The following is a 14,195-nucleotide window of genomic DNA, read 5'->3' on the forward strand; positions in this document are numbered from 1 at the left end:
CAGTAATGAATGTGTCTTCACTGTACTACCTGCTCGTTAAATACGGTCAATGCCCAACGCTTGCCACCACGGCTCAGCGTTACGCGCTCTTCATTGATTCGGCTGACAACGTAGCCATTGATGCTTTGACCTTTCCTCACGCTCTTGCCATTCAGCACAGCAGAACAACTGCCATCGCTCGCACACAAAATCGCGTCCAGTTTTGGCAAGCGATATACCTTTTTCTTCGCGGGCTGAGAGGAAGGCGTAAAGCCTAGCGGCGCTGTCGGATCGCTCTCTGCTAAAGACGTTATCGGCAGCGACAGCGAAAACATAATCAGAACGCTATTCAGTAATTTCATTTTTGCCCCCGATAAACACAGCACTTTCACCCAGGGTGTAAACCTCAATGGTGACTTCAGCCTTCGGGTATTCCTTCACGCTGTAGTCCACGCTTTGCCAGTAGTATTTGACGGGCAAGGCCTCCAGCGCACTCAGGTAATCGACAATGTCGAAGTAACGCCCTTCCAGCGTGATTTCGACAGGATGGATGTAATAACCCGCATCCTCCATGTCTGTCAGTTGTTGCGGTGGCAAGGAGTTCATTGATACCAGCGTCAAGCGCTCAGACTGCCTCAGCACAGCTTCCATCAATGAAGACATTTGGGCAGCGGTAACCAAGCCATCCACTTTGCGCTCCATTTCGCTATCAAGCGCTGAAATCTCTTGATTGAGTGTCGCCAACTCAGCTTCAAGCTCAGTGTTCGGTGAGGTGTGCAGCTTTTCCTGCTTCAGACGATTGAGTGTCACCAAGTCTTCGGTCGTGCGCTCTGACTGAAGAATCTGCGTTTCCAGCTGCGCCAGCGTCTTACTTACAGGCTCAATAAAGAGGAACAAACCCAAGCCGAGAATCGCCATCCAGCCTGCCAGTGCAATCATCCACTGTTCACGGATGCTCAGTGCTTCAAACGCGTCTTTACCGCGGGTGAGTAGTGCATTCATTTCGCGCTCTCCCCGCTTTCACGTTTGGATACCAGATTGAAGTTCAGGCGGTTTTTCTCATCGCGGCTCAGCGCCATTTGTTCAAAAACACGATCTGCCAGTGGTGGCTGAGATTTGAATGTCTGCAGCCAAGCCGGAACAGAAGCAGGAGTGGCAGCCAGTCCGCTCAAATCGAGCGACTGTTGACTAACAGAAATAGAAGAAATGGAAATATCGCGGCGAGAAAGTGAGGCCAGTGCGCGGAAGGTATCTGCATGACCTTGCTGCAGTGCTGCATCATGCTGTTTCACCGCAGCCAACGCACGGCGCTTAGCCTCAATGGCGGCTTTTTTCTCTTTCACCTCATTGGTCAGGCTTACCGATGGCAGATGCAAAGCCATTTGCTCGTTAAGCTCATCGGAAAGATTTTGTGCGCTCTGTCGCTCGCTGTCTGCCAATGAAAAAAACTTCTCGGCTTGCGCCAATGAAAATTGTTGGTAAGCAGCCACTAACACCACCAGTAGTGAGGTTGCGCCCCATACCAGCAGCATTTTTTCGAACGTCAGCAGCGGCGCTTTCGGCGACAGATCGTCGCTGAATAGGTTCACATCCGGAGAATAGTCGCGGCTTAGCGCGGCCATCGCAATGTGTTGATGATGGGCACCGGTATCGAAAAGCTGCTGTGGGCGCACCGCGACAGACAGACGGGAAGACAGTTGGAACGCCAACTCGGTGTCATCAACACCCTGCACACTGACGACCAGCCCTGTCACTTGCGCGCTTTTCAGTTGTGAACGCAGGTAATCAAGTGAACGCTGCACTTCTAATGCTAAGTCATCAACAACCGATGGGGGCATCATTTGCCCTTCCAGCATCACACCGCGTATCTGGCGTTGAAAACAGAGACGACCCAGATGAAATGCAGCCAACTGCAACACGCCATGGCTATCACGACTCAGTACCATCTCGGTTTTATCCAGTTGCGCCCACTGGCGCAACGCAACATCTTCAAGGGATACGTTAGTGAGTCGGCACTGACTTTTTTCCAGCGCTTTGCTGAACTGGATAAGTGGCAGCTTGTGGCAGACAAATGCCTGAAAACGGTTAGCCACCGGCGAGCTAAAGCCATCGGCGACGATGTCCGACGGCGAATCAGAAATGAAGTCTTTTAACTGGAATGGCAACGCCGCACGTTTGTCTTCATCAGACAAACCGGGATCATCAATCAACAGGGATTGATAGAGGCCATGCCCGAGCACAAGATGCACGTCTGCCTTGCTGATCCCGTGACGGGAAATCAGTTGTGCCGCTGCCGTCCACGGGTCAGATTGAGTGACGGTTTGCGCATCCAGTTGCGTCTTTCCAGCATTATCCTGATATGCGATCACCACCTGTTCGGCGGATGCGACCAAGCTAACAACATGTCGTTGTTTTACTGGGGAAAACTTTGCAAAAAGAGTAGAAACTGCCATCTGCACCTAATAATTGCTCGGGAAATGTTAATAAAGTGTTTGAAGTACACTATATTCTATCAAATTTCCCGCCAAAAAATAAGTGTTCGTGCGACAGTTTCATGACGCAATTGAGCGCTTTATAAACAATGCTCGATCGACATCATTGTTTACGCCAACGTTGCCTCTTGCGCGTGGCTGGACTGGAAGAGAGTTCCGCGCCCAGAAAACGTCCCTGGCCACCCATAACCCCAAGTTGTAAAAGCACTTTCCACTCCTGCTGGGATTCCACTCCCACCGCCAGAACTTGGGTTGGTGTCGGGTCACAGGCTCCCAGCATACTACGCACGTACAACTGGTTTTCCGGACGTTGATGAATGTCGCGGATAAGGCTTCGATGGAGTTTGATGTATTTCGGTTGGATATCTTTGACGTAGTGGGTACTCACCACAGAACGGCCAGCCTGATCCACCACCACCGCACAACCCAGTGCGCGAACCATGCGAAGCGTCGGTCTGACAGCATCGAAGTGCTTGACCAGCGGCGCTTCAGAGACTTCAATTTGCAAACGGTTGAGCACACTACGTGGCGTTTGCAGCAAGGTATCTCGCAACCAGGTTTGGTATGCGCGCTGACCCAGTGACTCAGCGCAGACATTAATAGACAACACTTCACGTCCGTCGCCCGTGCGAAGAAGATGAAGCGCTTTACCGACCACACGCCTATCTAACGTGCTGTTCATGCCCACCAGATCGATACCGTTCATAAAGCGTGATGCTTTGATGATTAGGCCATTTTCATCTTTGATGCGCGCAAGCAGTTCGGTATGCAGCTCTTCCCCTTTGGCATCTTTCACTGCCTGTCGGTAAAGATCCGGACCACCCGCTTCAAACACACGGGTCAACAAGGTTCGCCAGCGAACACTGCCACGGGCATCATCTGCGACAACATCTTTTTTAAACGCATACCAACCATTGCTACCCTGAAGCACAGCGCTGCGTTTCGCCATGTCGGCCTCTTCCATCAGGCGGCCCCGGCGCTCACCGGTGGTAAAGAAGGTCATACCGAGGTGCGCCCAGTTTTCTTCTTCCAGGCACTCAGGCGGGGTCAGGCGCTCCAGTGCTTTCATTAATTGAGTAGCAAACAAACGGGCGTCTTTAGCCGACTGATGCGTGAGCAATACGGCAAATTCCGTGTCGTAGTAACGGGCAAGCACAGCGTCAGGGAAGCGGAGAATCGCGTTCGACAGCACGTTGCCGACTTCTTTGACCCACTCGTCAGCGCCTTCTTTGCCCGACTCATGGACCAGAGTGTCCCAGTCGCCAATGCGGATCATCAGCACTGCACCTTGCGCGCCTTTATCTTGCAATAGGGTTTGCAGACGGTTGTCGAACATCACGCGGTTAGCTGCGCCTGTGAGTTTATCCAGGAAGGTGTTGGAGCGGATAAACGTATCAAAGCGACTGCGTTCCTGACGCGCTTCGCGAAGTTCTGCAATCATCTGGTCGAGCGCAATACTGGCCGTTGCTGGCCATTCACGTTCATCACCGGTATGCACCTCTTCTGCCCGTCCAGCCAGAATTAAGCGACCACGGTGTTCTAATAATTCTGCACCCAAGAGCTGGGTTCGTAGCCAACGTATACCCCATGAAAGGGCAAGCACAATGACGAGTACCGCAAGCGAAAGCGAAGACATCGCGCCTATCGAATAGGCAAAATCCGCATACGGAGGAACCGATTTAATCACAATGAAGAAGCCGGGATTACTCGGGAGATCGTAGCGGTTCACGATCAAATCCAGCGATTTGCCTACCGTTTGGATTTGTTCGTAGTGATACAAAAGGCCGGTTTTGCTGTTAATTTCCAGCTCAACGATGTCACTGGCTTTCAATAGCTGCGGAAGCCAAAGTCCGATGTTTTCGTTAGAGACAGGGTTGGCAATCGCATGGTCAATTTCGACCACCACTTTGCTGAGATAATGGGAGAGGAAGTCCGTTCCCAATTTACGAAAACTGATTGCACCACCAATAAAAAGCACGAACATGGCACAAACAACAATAAGCGTTACAAAAGCGACCAATCGGTTGGTCAGCTTCATCCCGGCAACTTTTCTCATGTACTATCCAAATGAAGGGTTTTGCTGATCCCTTCTCAGCAAAAATAAGTTCAGAAGGCCAATCGGCCTTGAATTAGTTATTATCGTTGTTCCCGTTATGAAAGTGAACGCAAAGTCGATACTCGGTTGATAATGAGTCAATAAATGGATTGGATTACCTGCGCGAAAAGTTATGTCACTGTGGTTGAAATGGGTTCGCTGGCTCAAGCTGCAACCAAGCTCAACACCTCGAGTTCAGCCCTTTCCAAGCGGCTGGCCTGGCTGGAAAATCAACTGGGGGTTCAACTGTTAAAGCGCACTACCCGCACCCTGACCATGACAGATGCGGGACGATTGTTTTATCAGCGCGGAAAACTTTTGCTGGACGACTGGACACAACTGGTCTCTGAAACCACATCCACTTACGGCGAAGTCAGCGGCGTGCTCCGAATTGGCGCGCCACTGGCGACTGGCAGTCGTCTGTTGGTTAACAATATCGGTGAGTTTCTTTCGGCGTACCCGAACATTCAGGTAGAGCTGCATACTCTCGCACCTGGGCAACTCCCAGACCCAAATCTGGATGTGGTGATCACCCGGGAGTTGGCTGACTTTAACTCAGCGAGTTTTATCGCCACCAAGCTGTTTGATTTCCAGCCGCGCTTTTTTGCTTCACCGACTTATCTTGCGCAGCACCCACCGATTGTCGATCAAGAGCAGCTCTTGCATCACAACTGCCTGCTCTATGGCTCCACCAGCCACCCACAAGAGCACGAGTTTGAGCATGGTCGAAAGCTACGCCTGAGCGGAAACTTTGTCTCACCCAACCCTGAAGCCTTAGTGAACGCAGCGGTGGCTGGACTTGGCATTATTCTGGTTGGAGATGTTACGGTCAGAAAGGAATTGGATCAGGGATTACTGGTGCCCGTGCTACCGGATGTGCGTCAGCCGAAAAGTGCGGCTTATGCCTATTATCCAAAGCTCGAATACAACCACACCAAAACGCGGCTGTTCATTGATTTTCTTAAGCAGAAAGTCGGTCACTGAAAAGCATTTTCACAGTGCCAGATAATACCAATCGCAGTAAATATCTGCTCATCCTAGCTTGTTAAAATGCTCGATAACTGCGTTGAAAAATTTGACTGTAGAAGAGCTACTTATCGAAATTTTCCGCCTTGTTCTCGAGCATTTTTCCTGCGCTATTTCTGATCACCTACTTACTGTGATTGGTATAAAACAAACCCCGCAAGAAGCGGGGTTGTGCAGATTCGATAATATCGCGTCGATTAGAACGGGATGTCGTCGTCGAAATCTGGCAGTTCGTTGTACTGCTGAGGCGCCTGTTGTTGAGGCGGCTGCTGGTGTGCGGGCTGTTGCTGCTGCGGCTGGTAGTTAGACTGCTGAGGTTGCTGTGGCTGACCCCAACCGCCTTGCTGTGGTTGCTGCTGCATTGGTGCACCTTGACCCATGCCACCACCGGCACGGCTGTCCAGCATTTGCATTTCGTTAGCAACGATTTCAGTTGTGTAACGGTCCTGACCGTCCTGACCTTGCCACTTACGTGTTTGCAGGCGACCTTCCAGGTACACTTTTGAACCTTTCTTCAGGTATTCACCCGCGATTTCAGCCAGGCGACGGTACATTACCACACGGTGCCACTCGGTCATTTCCTTGTTTTCACCGGTGTTTTTGTCGCGCCACGTTTCTGAGGTTGCAACGGTCAAATTGGCAACCGCACCGCCATTCGGCAGATAGCGAACTTCAGGATCGTTACCCAAGTTGCCAATCAAGATAACTTTGTTTACTCCACGGCTGGCCATATTGTGCTCCCAAACCTTTATTTATTGATCACGTGGGTGACGGTAAACGGCGATGATAACAGAAGCAAAAAAAATCGTCACAATCTTTAATGCCGTTACTGTGACTGAATGCAACCTGATGAAATCTACTATGTAAGAATGAATTCTCTTACGCAGAAATCGGCGTTCGAAAACAAATTGTATTAGACTAACAATGAGTTTGGGCGCGTTTTACACACAAAGCTTCGGTTGCAAGTTCTAAAAATGATACGAATTGCTTTGTGATAGAGCTTTAGAATGCTGCGAATGCATTTTCATAAACTGGTGTACAGCCGGAAAGATGCAAATCGCACAGTTACAGGCATTTAGGGATACACATGCAGAACATCGAGACCACCTCAGACAAATACACGATACTCCTCGTCTCAGAGCCGAGCATGACCATCACTGCGTTGATTTCATGCCTTGAGAAGGAAATTAAAAGCGCCGTGTCTTTGGTAGAGAAGCAAGAAATCAGCGAGAAACTCTCTACATCCTCCGGTCTGGTGTTGATTGACCTTAGCGCCTTCGAAGGTGACACCGTCAGTTTCGTCAAACAAAGTCTGGCTCCTTTTAGTGAGCAGCATGTCTTTGCCCTGTTTAACGCACACGATCTCTCCGCAAAAGAGCTCGCAAGCTGGCCGTTCATCAAAGGCGTGTTCAAAAAAGAAGATGATCTCGAACACCTGTGTCACGGCATTGAAAAGATGCTGTCTGGCGAATACTGGCTGCCTCGACAAAAACTGGCTGAGCTCATTCACTACTATCAGCAAAACAACAACAGTGCGATTGATTACTCCGAAATTTGCCTGACCAACCGCGAGCAGCAAATCCTTCGCAAGCTGGTCACTGGTGCCTCTAACAGTGAAATTGCTGACAGCCTGTTTGTGTCTGAACACACCGTCAAATCGCACCTTTACAACATCTTTAAAAAGATCAATGTGAAGAACCGCGTTCAAGCCGTATTCTGGGCCAAAAATAACCTGTCTGTTATTGGCTTGGATTACCAAGGCTAAGCTCTTTACACCTTGTCTCTCTCACTGCAGGTTTTTTCCCTCTTATCGGGTATACCCTGCAGTGAACGCTCTCCCCTCCAAGACTCTATGTTAACTAGGCTGACAGCTTAATTAGCGAGTTCTCATATTCTGTCACAACTGAGACATCTCAGACTTCATTAGTCCTTCACAATAGAAGGTGCGATGTGAGAGTTGGCCATCTCAAAACATACCTATATTAAGCCCGCCCACTGCCGTTCGCACTGATGCGAGGACACATCTATTCACTCGTCGACGTACGCATCCCCATTTGACAAAGGTAATCTCAAATACAGAGGGTTAGCACTATGAACATAATCTTAGGAACAGATCTGCCCGACGATTTTGTCGGTACGAATGATGATGATTTACTGATCGGCTTTTTCGAAGACGATGTCATCGTGGGTTTTGGTGGTGATGACGTGGTCTATGGCGGTAAAGGCAATGACAGGATCACCGGTGGCGCCGGGGATGATTTTGTCCGTGGCGGTGAGGGCGACGACTACGTTGCCGGCGGCAGCGGGAATGACATCCTGTTCGCCGGTAAAGGCGATGATGTCCTCAACGGAGGTATCGGCAACGACTTACTCTACGCCCGCGAAGACAGCAATGTGCTTTTCGGTGGCAAAGGTGATGATGCATTGATCAGCGGTACGGGAGACGATTTCCTGTTCGGTGGCGAAGGTGCTGATGTCTTCATGTTCGACAACATTCTCGGTAACGGTACGGGCAATGACCGTATTACCGACTTTGAAATCGGTACCGATTTGGTTTGGATCCGTGCAACCGGCGATACCGATTTTGCTTCATTGAGTCTGACTCAGGTCGGCAATAACACACTTGTCAGCCTAGCCGACGGTTCAAGCATCATTATGAACAACATTGATGTCGACGACCTATCAGCCAGCGACTTCAACATCATTTAACCTCTTCTTATATATCAATGAATTAATACAAGGCAGCAGAATTCTGCTGCCTTCTCTCATTTCTCTGACACTGCTTCTCGAAATCCCAACAGTCCTATTTGGGTCTCATAACATGGCAATAAATCTGTCATACAGATCAGACAGTAATCTCGCACCTCAAATCACTATTGAGACAATTTTCTCAACGCGATTCCTGCAAAGTGGTAGCGCGGCTAGTTGGGCGAGGTCATACCTGTCTGCCAGTCGCCGATGTGAAGAAGTGAAAAATCACCTGAGCATCGTTAAGACAAAGGTAGGTAGTATCAAAAGGACATATAAAAAATGGCTGACATTGTAGGAACCAATAATCCAGAGTCACTGGAAGGAACAAACGATGCTGATGTGATCAGCGGACTGGGTGGCGATGATCGCATTGTAGGTTTTAATGGCGATGATCAAATCCTCGGCGGTGCAGGTAACGATCTGCTCATCGGTGGTAAAGGCGACGATCTGCTGAAAGGCGGTGAAGGCGACGATGTACTGCGCGGCGGTACAGGCGAAGACAACCTCCAAGGTGGTGAAGGCGACGACAAACTGCTTGGCGGTGAGGGGAACGATACCCTTTACGCAAACAGCGGCAACGACTTCATGTACGGTGGTAACGGTGATGACTGGCTGTTCAGCGGCACAGGAAACGACTTCATGTTTGGCGGCGACGGCGCAGACACTTTTGTTTTCCATAACCTGCTGGGTGAAGGCACTGGTAATGACCGCGTTGTGGATTTCGAAGTTGGCATCGACACACTGATCATTCGCTCAACTGGCGACACCGACTTTGCTTCACTGGACATCACCCAAGTAGGCAACAATACGCTGGTCAATCTGGCGGACGGCTCAAGCTTTACTCTGAACAACATCACTGCGACAGACCTGTCAGCAGATGACTTTATTATCGTCTAACTCAGGCGAGCTATACTCAAAACAACCAGCAGTATCTTCCTATGCTGGTTGTTTTTTTTGGGGCTCATTAAATCTTTCGCTACGTGGCTGTATCCATACGTATAGCGATGCAACGTCATCGGATATAACATGTCTCTCACTACACAAAAGCAATTAGAAAACACTCTCGGGCAATGTAAAAAAGCGCTGGTGTTCGTTATCGCATTCAGTTTTGTTATCAACATACTGGTGCTGTGTTTGCCCATCTACATGCTTCAAATTTACGACCGAGTGATCAGTTCCCGATCTATCGATACCTTGCTGCTTCTCAGCATGATCACCATCTTTGCCCTCTTAACCATGGCGGTGCTGGAAAATATCCGGACACGTCTTATGGTACGCATTGGCGCTTGGTTTGATGAAAGCCTGTCTCCCGATATATTGAGCGGCAGTATTGCCCTACAACTGCGTCAGGGACTTTCCGCTTCCGTACAAAGCCTTCGTGACATTGCCGCCATCCGCGCTTTTATCGGTGGTAATGCGATTATCCCCGCGCTGGACGCCCCTTGGACGCCGGTGTTCCTCGGCTTTGTTTTCTTGCTTCACCCTATCCTTGGCATTATCGCCACGGTGGGCGCACTCATCCTGTTCGCCATTGCCATCATCAATGACATGTCTACCCGTCAGGCACACAAAAAAGCCAATGAAGCCTCTATCATGGCGATGCAACAGGCGGAGTCAGCAGCGAGAAATGCTGATGCCATTGAAGCGATGGGCATTATGCCTAACTTCATTAAAAGCTGGACGGCACTCAACAATGACAGCATTCAGGGGCAGGTCACTGCGAACTCGAAAGGCGCACTACTGACAGCCTCTTCAAAGTTCATCCGCATGTTGCTGCAAATCTCCATGTTGGGTGTTGGTGCTTATCTGGTGATTGAAAACGAAATGACAGCAGGTGCCATGATTGCCGGTTCAATTCTAATGGCGCGGGCATTGGCACCAGTTGAACAGTCTATCAGTGCCTGGGGTACAGCGATTTCTGCGCGTCAAAGTTACCAGCGCCTGAAAGAACAGATCCCGGCTTTCCCAGAGCGCGCGAAGTCTATGCCGCTGCCAAAACCAAAGGGTCTGATTTCGGTTGAGAAAGTCACCTACTTCCATCCGGGCGGCGCTGAGCCAGTGCTGCATGGCATTAACTTCAAGCTGGAACCCGGTGAAGCGCTTGGCATTATCGGCCCATCTGGAACCGGTAAGTCAACGCTCGCGCGTCTAATGCTTGGCAACCTAACACCGACAGCCGGAACCGTTCGTCTGGATAATATGGACGTGGCGAAGTGGGATCCTGACGATTTAGGCCCACATTGCGGCTACTTGCCACAGGATGTGGAGCTCTTCCCTGGCACTCTTCGCCAGAACATCGCACGTATGTCTGAAGGTGACCCGGATATGGTCATCCATGCCGCCAAACTGGCGGGTTGCCATGAGCTTATTCTTCGCCAGCCAAAAGGCTACGACACCGTCGTAGGCGAGCGTGGCTTGGGACTTTCCGGTGGTGAACGCCAGCGTATTGCCCTCGCCCGTGCGCTTTATGGCGACCCTAGCCTGATTGTGCTGGATGAAGCCAATGCAAACCTCGATGGTGTCGGTGAAGCTGCACTGCAACGCGCGATTGCCTATCTCAAATCCCGCAAGGCAACCATCATTCTGGTCGGACACAGACCGAGCATGATGCAATCCATGGATAAACTGTTGGTTCTCCAGGATGCTCAAATCCGCGCCTTTGGTGAGCGCGACGAAGTACTGAAGCCGCTCCTTGAGCAAAGTGCAGCCATCGCTCAGAAAGGAGGCCAGAAATGAACGAGATCCCATCCATCAAACGCCTGATTATTATTGGCTTCGGTACCATCGCACTCTTCTTCGGTACATTTGGTATTTGGTCTGTCTTCAGTCCATTGGAAGGCGCTTCGATTGCACAGGGTGTGGTTACCGTTGATAGCCAGCGGAAAACCGTACAGCATCTTGAAGGCGGTATTATTGAGAAAATGTTGGTGACTGAAGGGGCGACGGTCGAAAAAGGCCAGCCTCTGATTTATCTCGACAAAACCCAACCGCAGGCACAATTGGAGCAGCTGACTTCCCGTCAGCGAAATGCCCTGGCGCGTGAAGCCCGCCTGATAGCTGAGCGTGACAATCTCGAAACCATCACCTTTCCGGACGAGCTCGAGGCAGTACGTGATAATCCTCGTGTCGAAGAGCTACTGACCAACCAAATGCGCATCTTCACCGCCCGCCGCGGATTCTCTGAATCACAGAAAGAGATCATCAACAAACAGCTGGCGCAGAACAATGCGGAGCTGGAGGGCCAGAAGAAGCGTCTGGAAATTGAAAAGCGTCGCCTCTCGATTATCGGCGAAGAGATTGATGGTAACCGTCAGCTCGCCGAAAAAGGCTATGTGAGTAAAACACAGGTGTTACGACTGGAGCGTGAAGAGGCACAAATCCTCAGTACCATCAGTCAACTTCAGGCAAATGCCAGTCGTTTGGCTCAGAACGTAGCAGAGAGCCAGGCACAACTCAGAGAGCAGGAACTGGAGCGCATCAAAGAGATCGTTGAAGGTCTGCGTGAAAGCCGTCAGGAGCGCTACGATCTTGATGAACAAATCGCTTCTTCGAAAGATATTCTCAACCGCACCACGATTTCCGCACCGTTATCCGGCACAGTATTGAATCTTCAGGTTTTTTCTGAAGAAGGGGTTATCACTCCGGGGCAGCCATTGCTCGACATCGTCCCAAGTAATGAGGGGCTAGTGATCGAAGCCAAGGTAGATCCTTCTGATATCGATCAGGTGCGATCCGGCATGAAAGCGCAGATCCGTTTGACAGCGCTCAGTATGCGAAGCGTCAAACCACTGGATGGCGAGCTTCTAACAGTATCGGCTGACCGATTGGTAGACGAGCAATCAGGCCTCGCTTATTACCTTGCCCGGGTCAAACTCATTGATAACGTTAGCGACATTCTGGAAGGTATTGAACTGTATCCGGGAATGCAGGCAGAGGTCATGCTTTTGACCGAACCGCGCACGCCAATCGAATATTTACTGAAACCACTCACAGAAAGCTTTAATCGCGCATTCCGTGAACAGTGATCTTCGTCATAGGCCACTCAGTCTTTTCTAAACCTTAAGACTGAGTGGTGATGACCTTCAATCAAATTCGCGTGAATTCAACATCCGATAAATTCAACGCCAAATCTCAATTTCAACACATCACCACAGCATTTGTGGAATAAAAGTCACTTGTTGTCTGCATTTCTGAACAGCTATTGATGACTTGCTAAATAGTGTAATGACAGGGAAGTACAAATGTCACATGCCAAAATCGGACAAACTTCATCTTCTCTGCTCAGTCGCATACTGGTTTACTTACACCTCAGAAATCGCGAGATACGCAATTGGTTGAAAGTCAAACCTGAGGTAGCGAGCTTGGAATGCGTGGTTTACTTTTTAATAAGAAGAAATGAAATAGAACCAATCGCTTTCAGTCCTGATCACAACAGAGAACCTAATCATGGATAGTAGAAAAATCCGCACACATGGAACTGAATTTGCCATTCTCTATCGACTGTGTGATTTGGCCGTTATCAGCGGCACATTGGCAATTGTTAGCCAAATCTACCTGGGTTCAATCAGTGAAGCCTGGTTACATCTTGCCACGCTGATTTGTATTTTCTATCTGCTGTTTGCTGAAAGCTCTCACCTTTACCGTTCTTGGCGTATCAGTAACTTCCAGGGACAAATGGTCGCAACATTGCTGCCGTGGTGTGGTGCCTGCTTGCTTCTTGTTGCCTATTTCTTCTTCTCAAAAAGCGGCATTCAGTTTTCCCGCGTTGTGATGACACTTTGGTTCACCGGTACAGCTGTAGGCTTAGTACTTTGGCGCTTTATGGCGCGAGCTGCGCTAAGCCGCCTGCGCAACCATGGCTTCAACACTCGCCGTGCAGTCATTATCGGTACAACAGCCAACGGTATAGAACTGGCCCAAGAGTTTCAGCGCAACCACACGCTGGGAATTACACTCCTCGGTTTTTATGAAGATCGCAGCAGTGATCGTGTCGAAGGCACCTTACCAGCCCCTATGTTAGGCAAAGTCAGTGAAGCACTTGAACTGGCGCGCCAGGGTGAGTTGCAACACGTCTATATTGCAATGCCAATGCATGCTAAAGACCGCATCGCCCGTTACCTGAACCAGTTTGCTGACACTACGGCGACGACGTATCTAGTACCCGACTTCTTTACTTACAACCTGCTGCACAGCCGCTGGCAGACCATTGGCCACGTTCATACTCTGAGCGTGCATGACACGCCATTCAGCGGCATTGCTGCCTGGGCGAAGCGTCTGGAAGATATTGTGCTGTCTATTCTGATCTTGCTCCTGATTTCCCCAGTGCTGCTGGCTGTTGCGATTGGCGTGAAGCTTTCATCACCAGGTCCAATCATCTTTAAACAACACCGCTATGGGCTGGATGGCAGCAAAATCAATGTGTGGAAGTTCCGCTCTATGTCTGTCATGGACAACGGTGATGATGTGAAACAAGCCACCAAGAATGATCCACGCGTGACGCCTTTCGGCGCCTTCATCCGCCGCACATCACTCGACGAGTTGCCGCAATTTTTCAATGTGCTGCAAGGCAGAATGTCTATCGTCGGCCCGCGTCCTCATGCTGTCGCACACAACGAACAGTACCGCGCCATCGTAGACCGCTACATGCTGCGCCATAAAGTAAAACCGGGCATTACTGGCTGGGCGCAGATCAATGGCTACCGCGGTGAAACTGACACTTTGGACAAAATGGAAAAACGTATTCAGTTCGATTTGGAATACATCCAGAACTGGTCGCTGTGGATGGACATCAAGATTGTCTTCGCCACCGTGTTCAAAGGGTTTGTCGGTAAGACGGCGTACTAGGGAGAGAT

Annotated in this window: 12 protein-coding genes; 7 read left to right on the forward strand and 5 right to left on the reverse strand. The window is 50.0% G+C overall.

Features of this window, described 5'->3' with window-relative positions:
* Positions 1-17: 17 nt before the first annotated feature.
* From G5S52_RS11520 to csrD, 4 genes are all read right to left on the reverse strand, one after another.
* On the reverse strand, positions 18-341 hold the full coding sequence (locus tag G5S52_RS11520; RefSeq protein WP_165013658.1) for a general secretion pathway protein GspB: 324 nt from the start codon (positions 339-341) through the stop codon (positions 18-20).
* Complete coding sequence (locus G5S52_RS11525; RefSeq protein ID WP_165013660.1) at positions 325-981, reverse strand: type 4a pilus biogenesis protein PilO; 657 nt, start codon at positions 979-981, stop codon at positions 325-327. The genes G5S52_RS11520 and G5S52_RS11525 overlap by 17 nt, the downstream gene beginning before the upstream one ends.
* Positions 978-2,432 (reverse strand): type IV pilus biogenesis protein PilM, encoded by a 1,455-nt coding sequence (locus tag G5S52_RS11530; protein WP_165013662.1) that lies wholly within the window; start codon positions 2,430-2,432, stop codon positions 978-980. The genes G5S52_RS11525 and G5S52_RS11530 overlap by 4 nt, the downstream gene beginning before the upstream one ends.
* A 142-nt stretch (positions 2,433-2,574) precedes the next feature.
* Positions 2,575-4,527 carry an RNase E specificity factor CsrD gene (gene csrD, locus G5S52_RS11535; RefSeq protein ID WP_165013664.1) on the reverse strand — a complete coding sequence of 651 codons (1,953 nt, stop codon included), beginning with the start codon at positions 4,525-4,527 and terminating at the stop codon, positions 2,575-2,577.
* A 144-nt stretch (positions 4,528-4,671) separates the two neighbouring features.
* On the opposite strand from csrD, the gene G5S52_RS11540 reads away from it, so the two are divergent.
* A complete protein-coding gene (locus tag G5S52_RS11540) occupies positions 4,672-5,550 on the forward strand; it encodes a LysR family transcriptional regulator (RefSeq protein ID WP_046304833.1) in 879 nt (292 codons plus the stop codon).
* Positions 5,551-5,789: 239 nt separating this feature from the next.
* Here the strand turns inward: G5S52_RS11540 and G5S52_RS11545 are convergent, their stop codons facing one another.
* Complete coding sequence (locus tag G5S52_RS11545) at positions 5,790-6,323, reverse strand: single-stranded DNA-binding protein (RefSeq protein WP_002541246.1); 534 nt, start codon at positions 6,321-6,323, stop codon at positions 5,790-5,792.
* 356 nt (positions 6,324-6,679) lie between these two features.
* Here G5S52_RS11545 and G5S52_RS11550 point away from each other — a divergent pair, with 356 nt between their 5' ends.
* From G5S52_RS11550 to G5S52_RS11575, 6 genes are all read left to right on the forward strand, one after another.
* Positions 6,680-7,357, forward strand: coding sequence for a LuxR C-terminal-related transcriptional regulator (locus G5S52_RS11550; RefSeq protein WP_165013666.1), 678 nt, complete (start codon positions 6,680-6,682; stop codon positions 7,355-7,357).
* Between the two features lie 326 nt (positions 7,358-7,683).
* Positions 7,684-8,301, forward strand: coding sequence for a calcium-binding protein (locus tag G5S52_RS11555; RefSeq protein ID WP_165013668.1), 618 nt, complete (start codon positions 7,684-7,686; stop codon positions 8,299-8,301).
* Between the two features lie 321 nt (positions 8,302-8,622).
* Positions 8,623-9,240, forward strand: a complete 618-nt coding sequence (locus G5S52_RS11560; protein WP_165013670.1) for a calcium-binding protein — start codon at positions 8,623-8,625, stop codon at positions 9,238-9,240.
* Between the two features lie 129 nt (positions 9,241-9,369).
* Positions 9,370-11,079: a type I secretion system permease/ATPase gene (locus G5S52_RS11565; protein WP_062665879.1), complete on the forward strand. Its 1,710-nt coding sequence runs from the start codon at positions 9,370-9,372 to the stop codon at positions 11,077-11,079.
* Entirely contained in the window at positions 11,076-12,368 is a 1,293-nt protein-coding gene (locus tag G5S52_RS11570; protein ID WP_165013672.1) for an HlyD family type I secretion periplasmic adaptor subunit, read from the forward strand. The genes G5S52_RS11565 and G5S52_RS11570 overlap by 4 nt, the downstream gene beginning before the upstream one ends.
* Positions 12,369-12,789: 421 nt before the next feature.
* The gene (locus G5S52_RS11575; RefSeq protein ID WP_165013674.1) at positions 12,790-14,187 is read left to right on the forward strand and encodes an undecaprenyl-phosphate glucose phosphotransferase; all 1,398 of its coding nucleotides are present in this window, start codon (positions 12,790-12,792) and stop codon (positions 14,185-14,187) included.
* The last annotated feature ends 8 nt before the right edge of the window (positions 14,188-14,195 follow it).

Origin of the sequence: Grimontia sedimenti (assembly GCF_011045095.1) — a bacterium.
Taxonomy (GTDB): Bacteria; Pseudomonadota; Gammaproteobacteria; order Enterobacterales; family Vibrionaceae; genus Enterovibrio; species Enterovibrio sedimenti.

Coding starts and splice junctions, on each gene's coding strand:
- G5S52_RS11540 (WP_046304833.1), top strand. CDS start 4,672: ATGGATTGGATTACCTGCGCGAAAAGTTATGTCACTGTGGTTGAAATG.
- G5S52_RS11565 (WP_062665879.1), top strand. CDS start 9,370: ATGTCTCTCACTACACAAAAGCAATTAGAAAACACTCTCGGGCAATGT.
- G5S52_RS11550 (WP_165013666.1), top strand. CDS start 6,680: ATGCAGAACATCGAGACCACCTCAGACAAATACACGATACTCCTCGTC.
- G5S52_RS11555 (WP_165013668.1), top strand. CDS start 7,684: ATGAACATAATCTTAGGAACAGATCTGCCCGACGATTTTGTCGGTACG.
- G5S52_RS11525 (WP_165013660.1), bottom strand. CDS start 981: ATGAATGCACTACTCACCCGCGGTAAAGACGCGTTTGAAGCACTGAGC.
- G5S52_RS11575 (WP_165013674.1), top strand. CDS start 12,790: ATGGATAGTAGAAAAATCCGCACACATGGAACTGAATTTGCCATTCTC.
- G5S52_RS11560 (WP_165013670.1), top strand. CDS start 8,623: ATGGCTGACATTGTAGGAACCAATAATCCAGAGTCACTGGAAGGAACA.
- G5S52_RS11530 (WP_165013662.1), bottom strand. CDS start 2,432: ATGGCAGTTTCTACTCTTTTTGCAAAGTTTTCCCCAGTAAAACAACGA.
- G5S52_RS11545 (WP_002541246.1), bottom strand. CDS start 6,323: ATGGCCAGCCGTGGAGTAAACAAAGTTATCTTGATTGGCAACTTGGGT.
- G5S52_RS11520 (WP_165013658.1), bottom strand. CDS start 341: ATGAAATTACTGAATAGCGTTCTGATTATGTTTTCGCTGTCGCTGCCG.
- csrD (WP_165013664.1), bottom strand. CDS start 4,527: ATGAGAAAAGTTGCCGGGATGAAGCTGACCAACCGATTGGTCGCTTTT.
- G5S52_RS11570 (WP_165013672.1), top strand. CDS start 11,076: ATGAACGAGATCCCATCCATCAAACGCCTGATTATTATTGGCTTCGGT.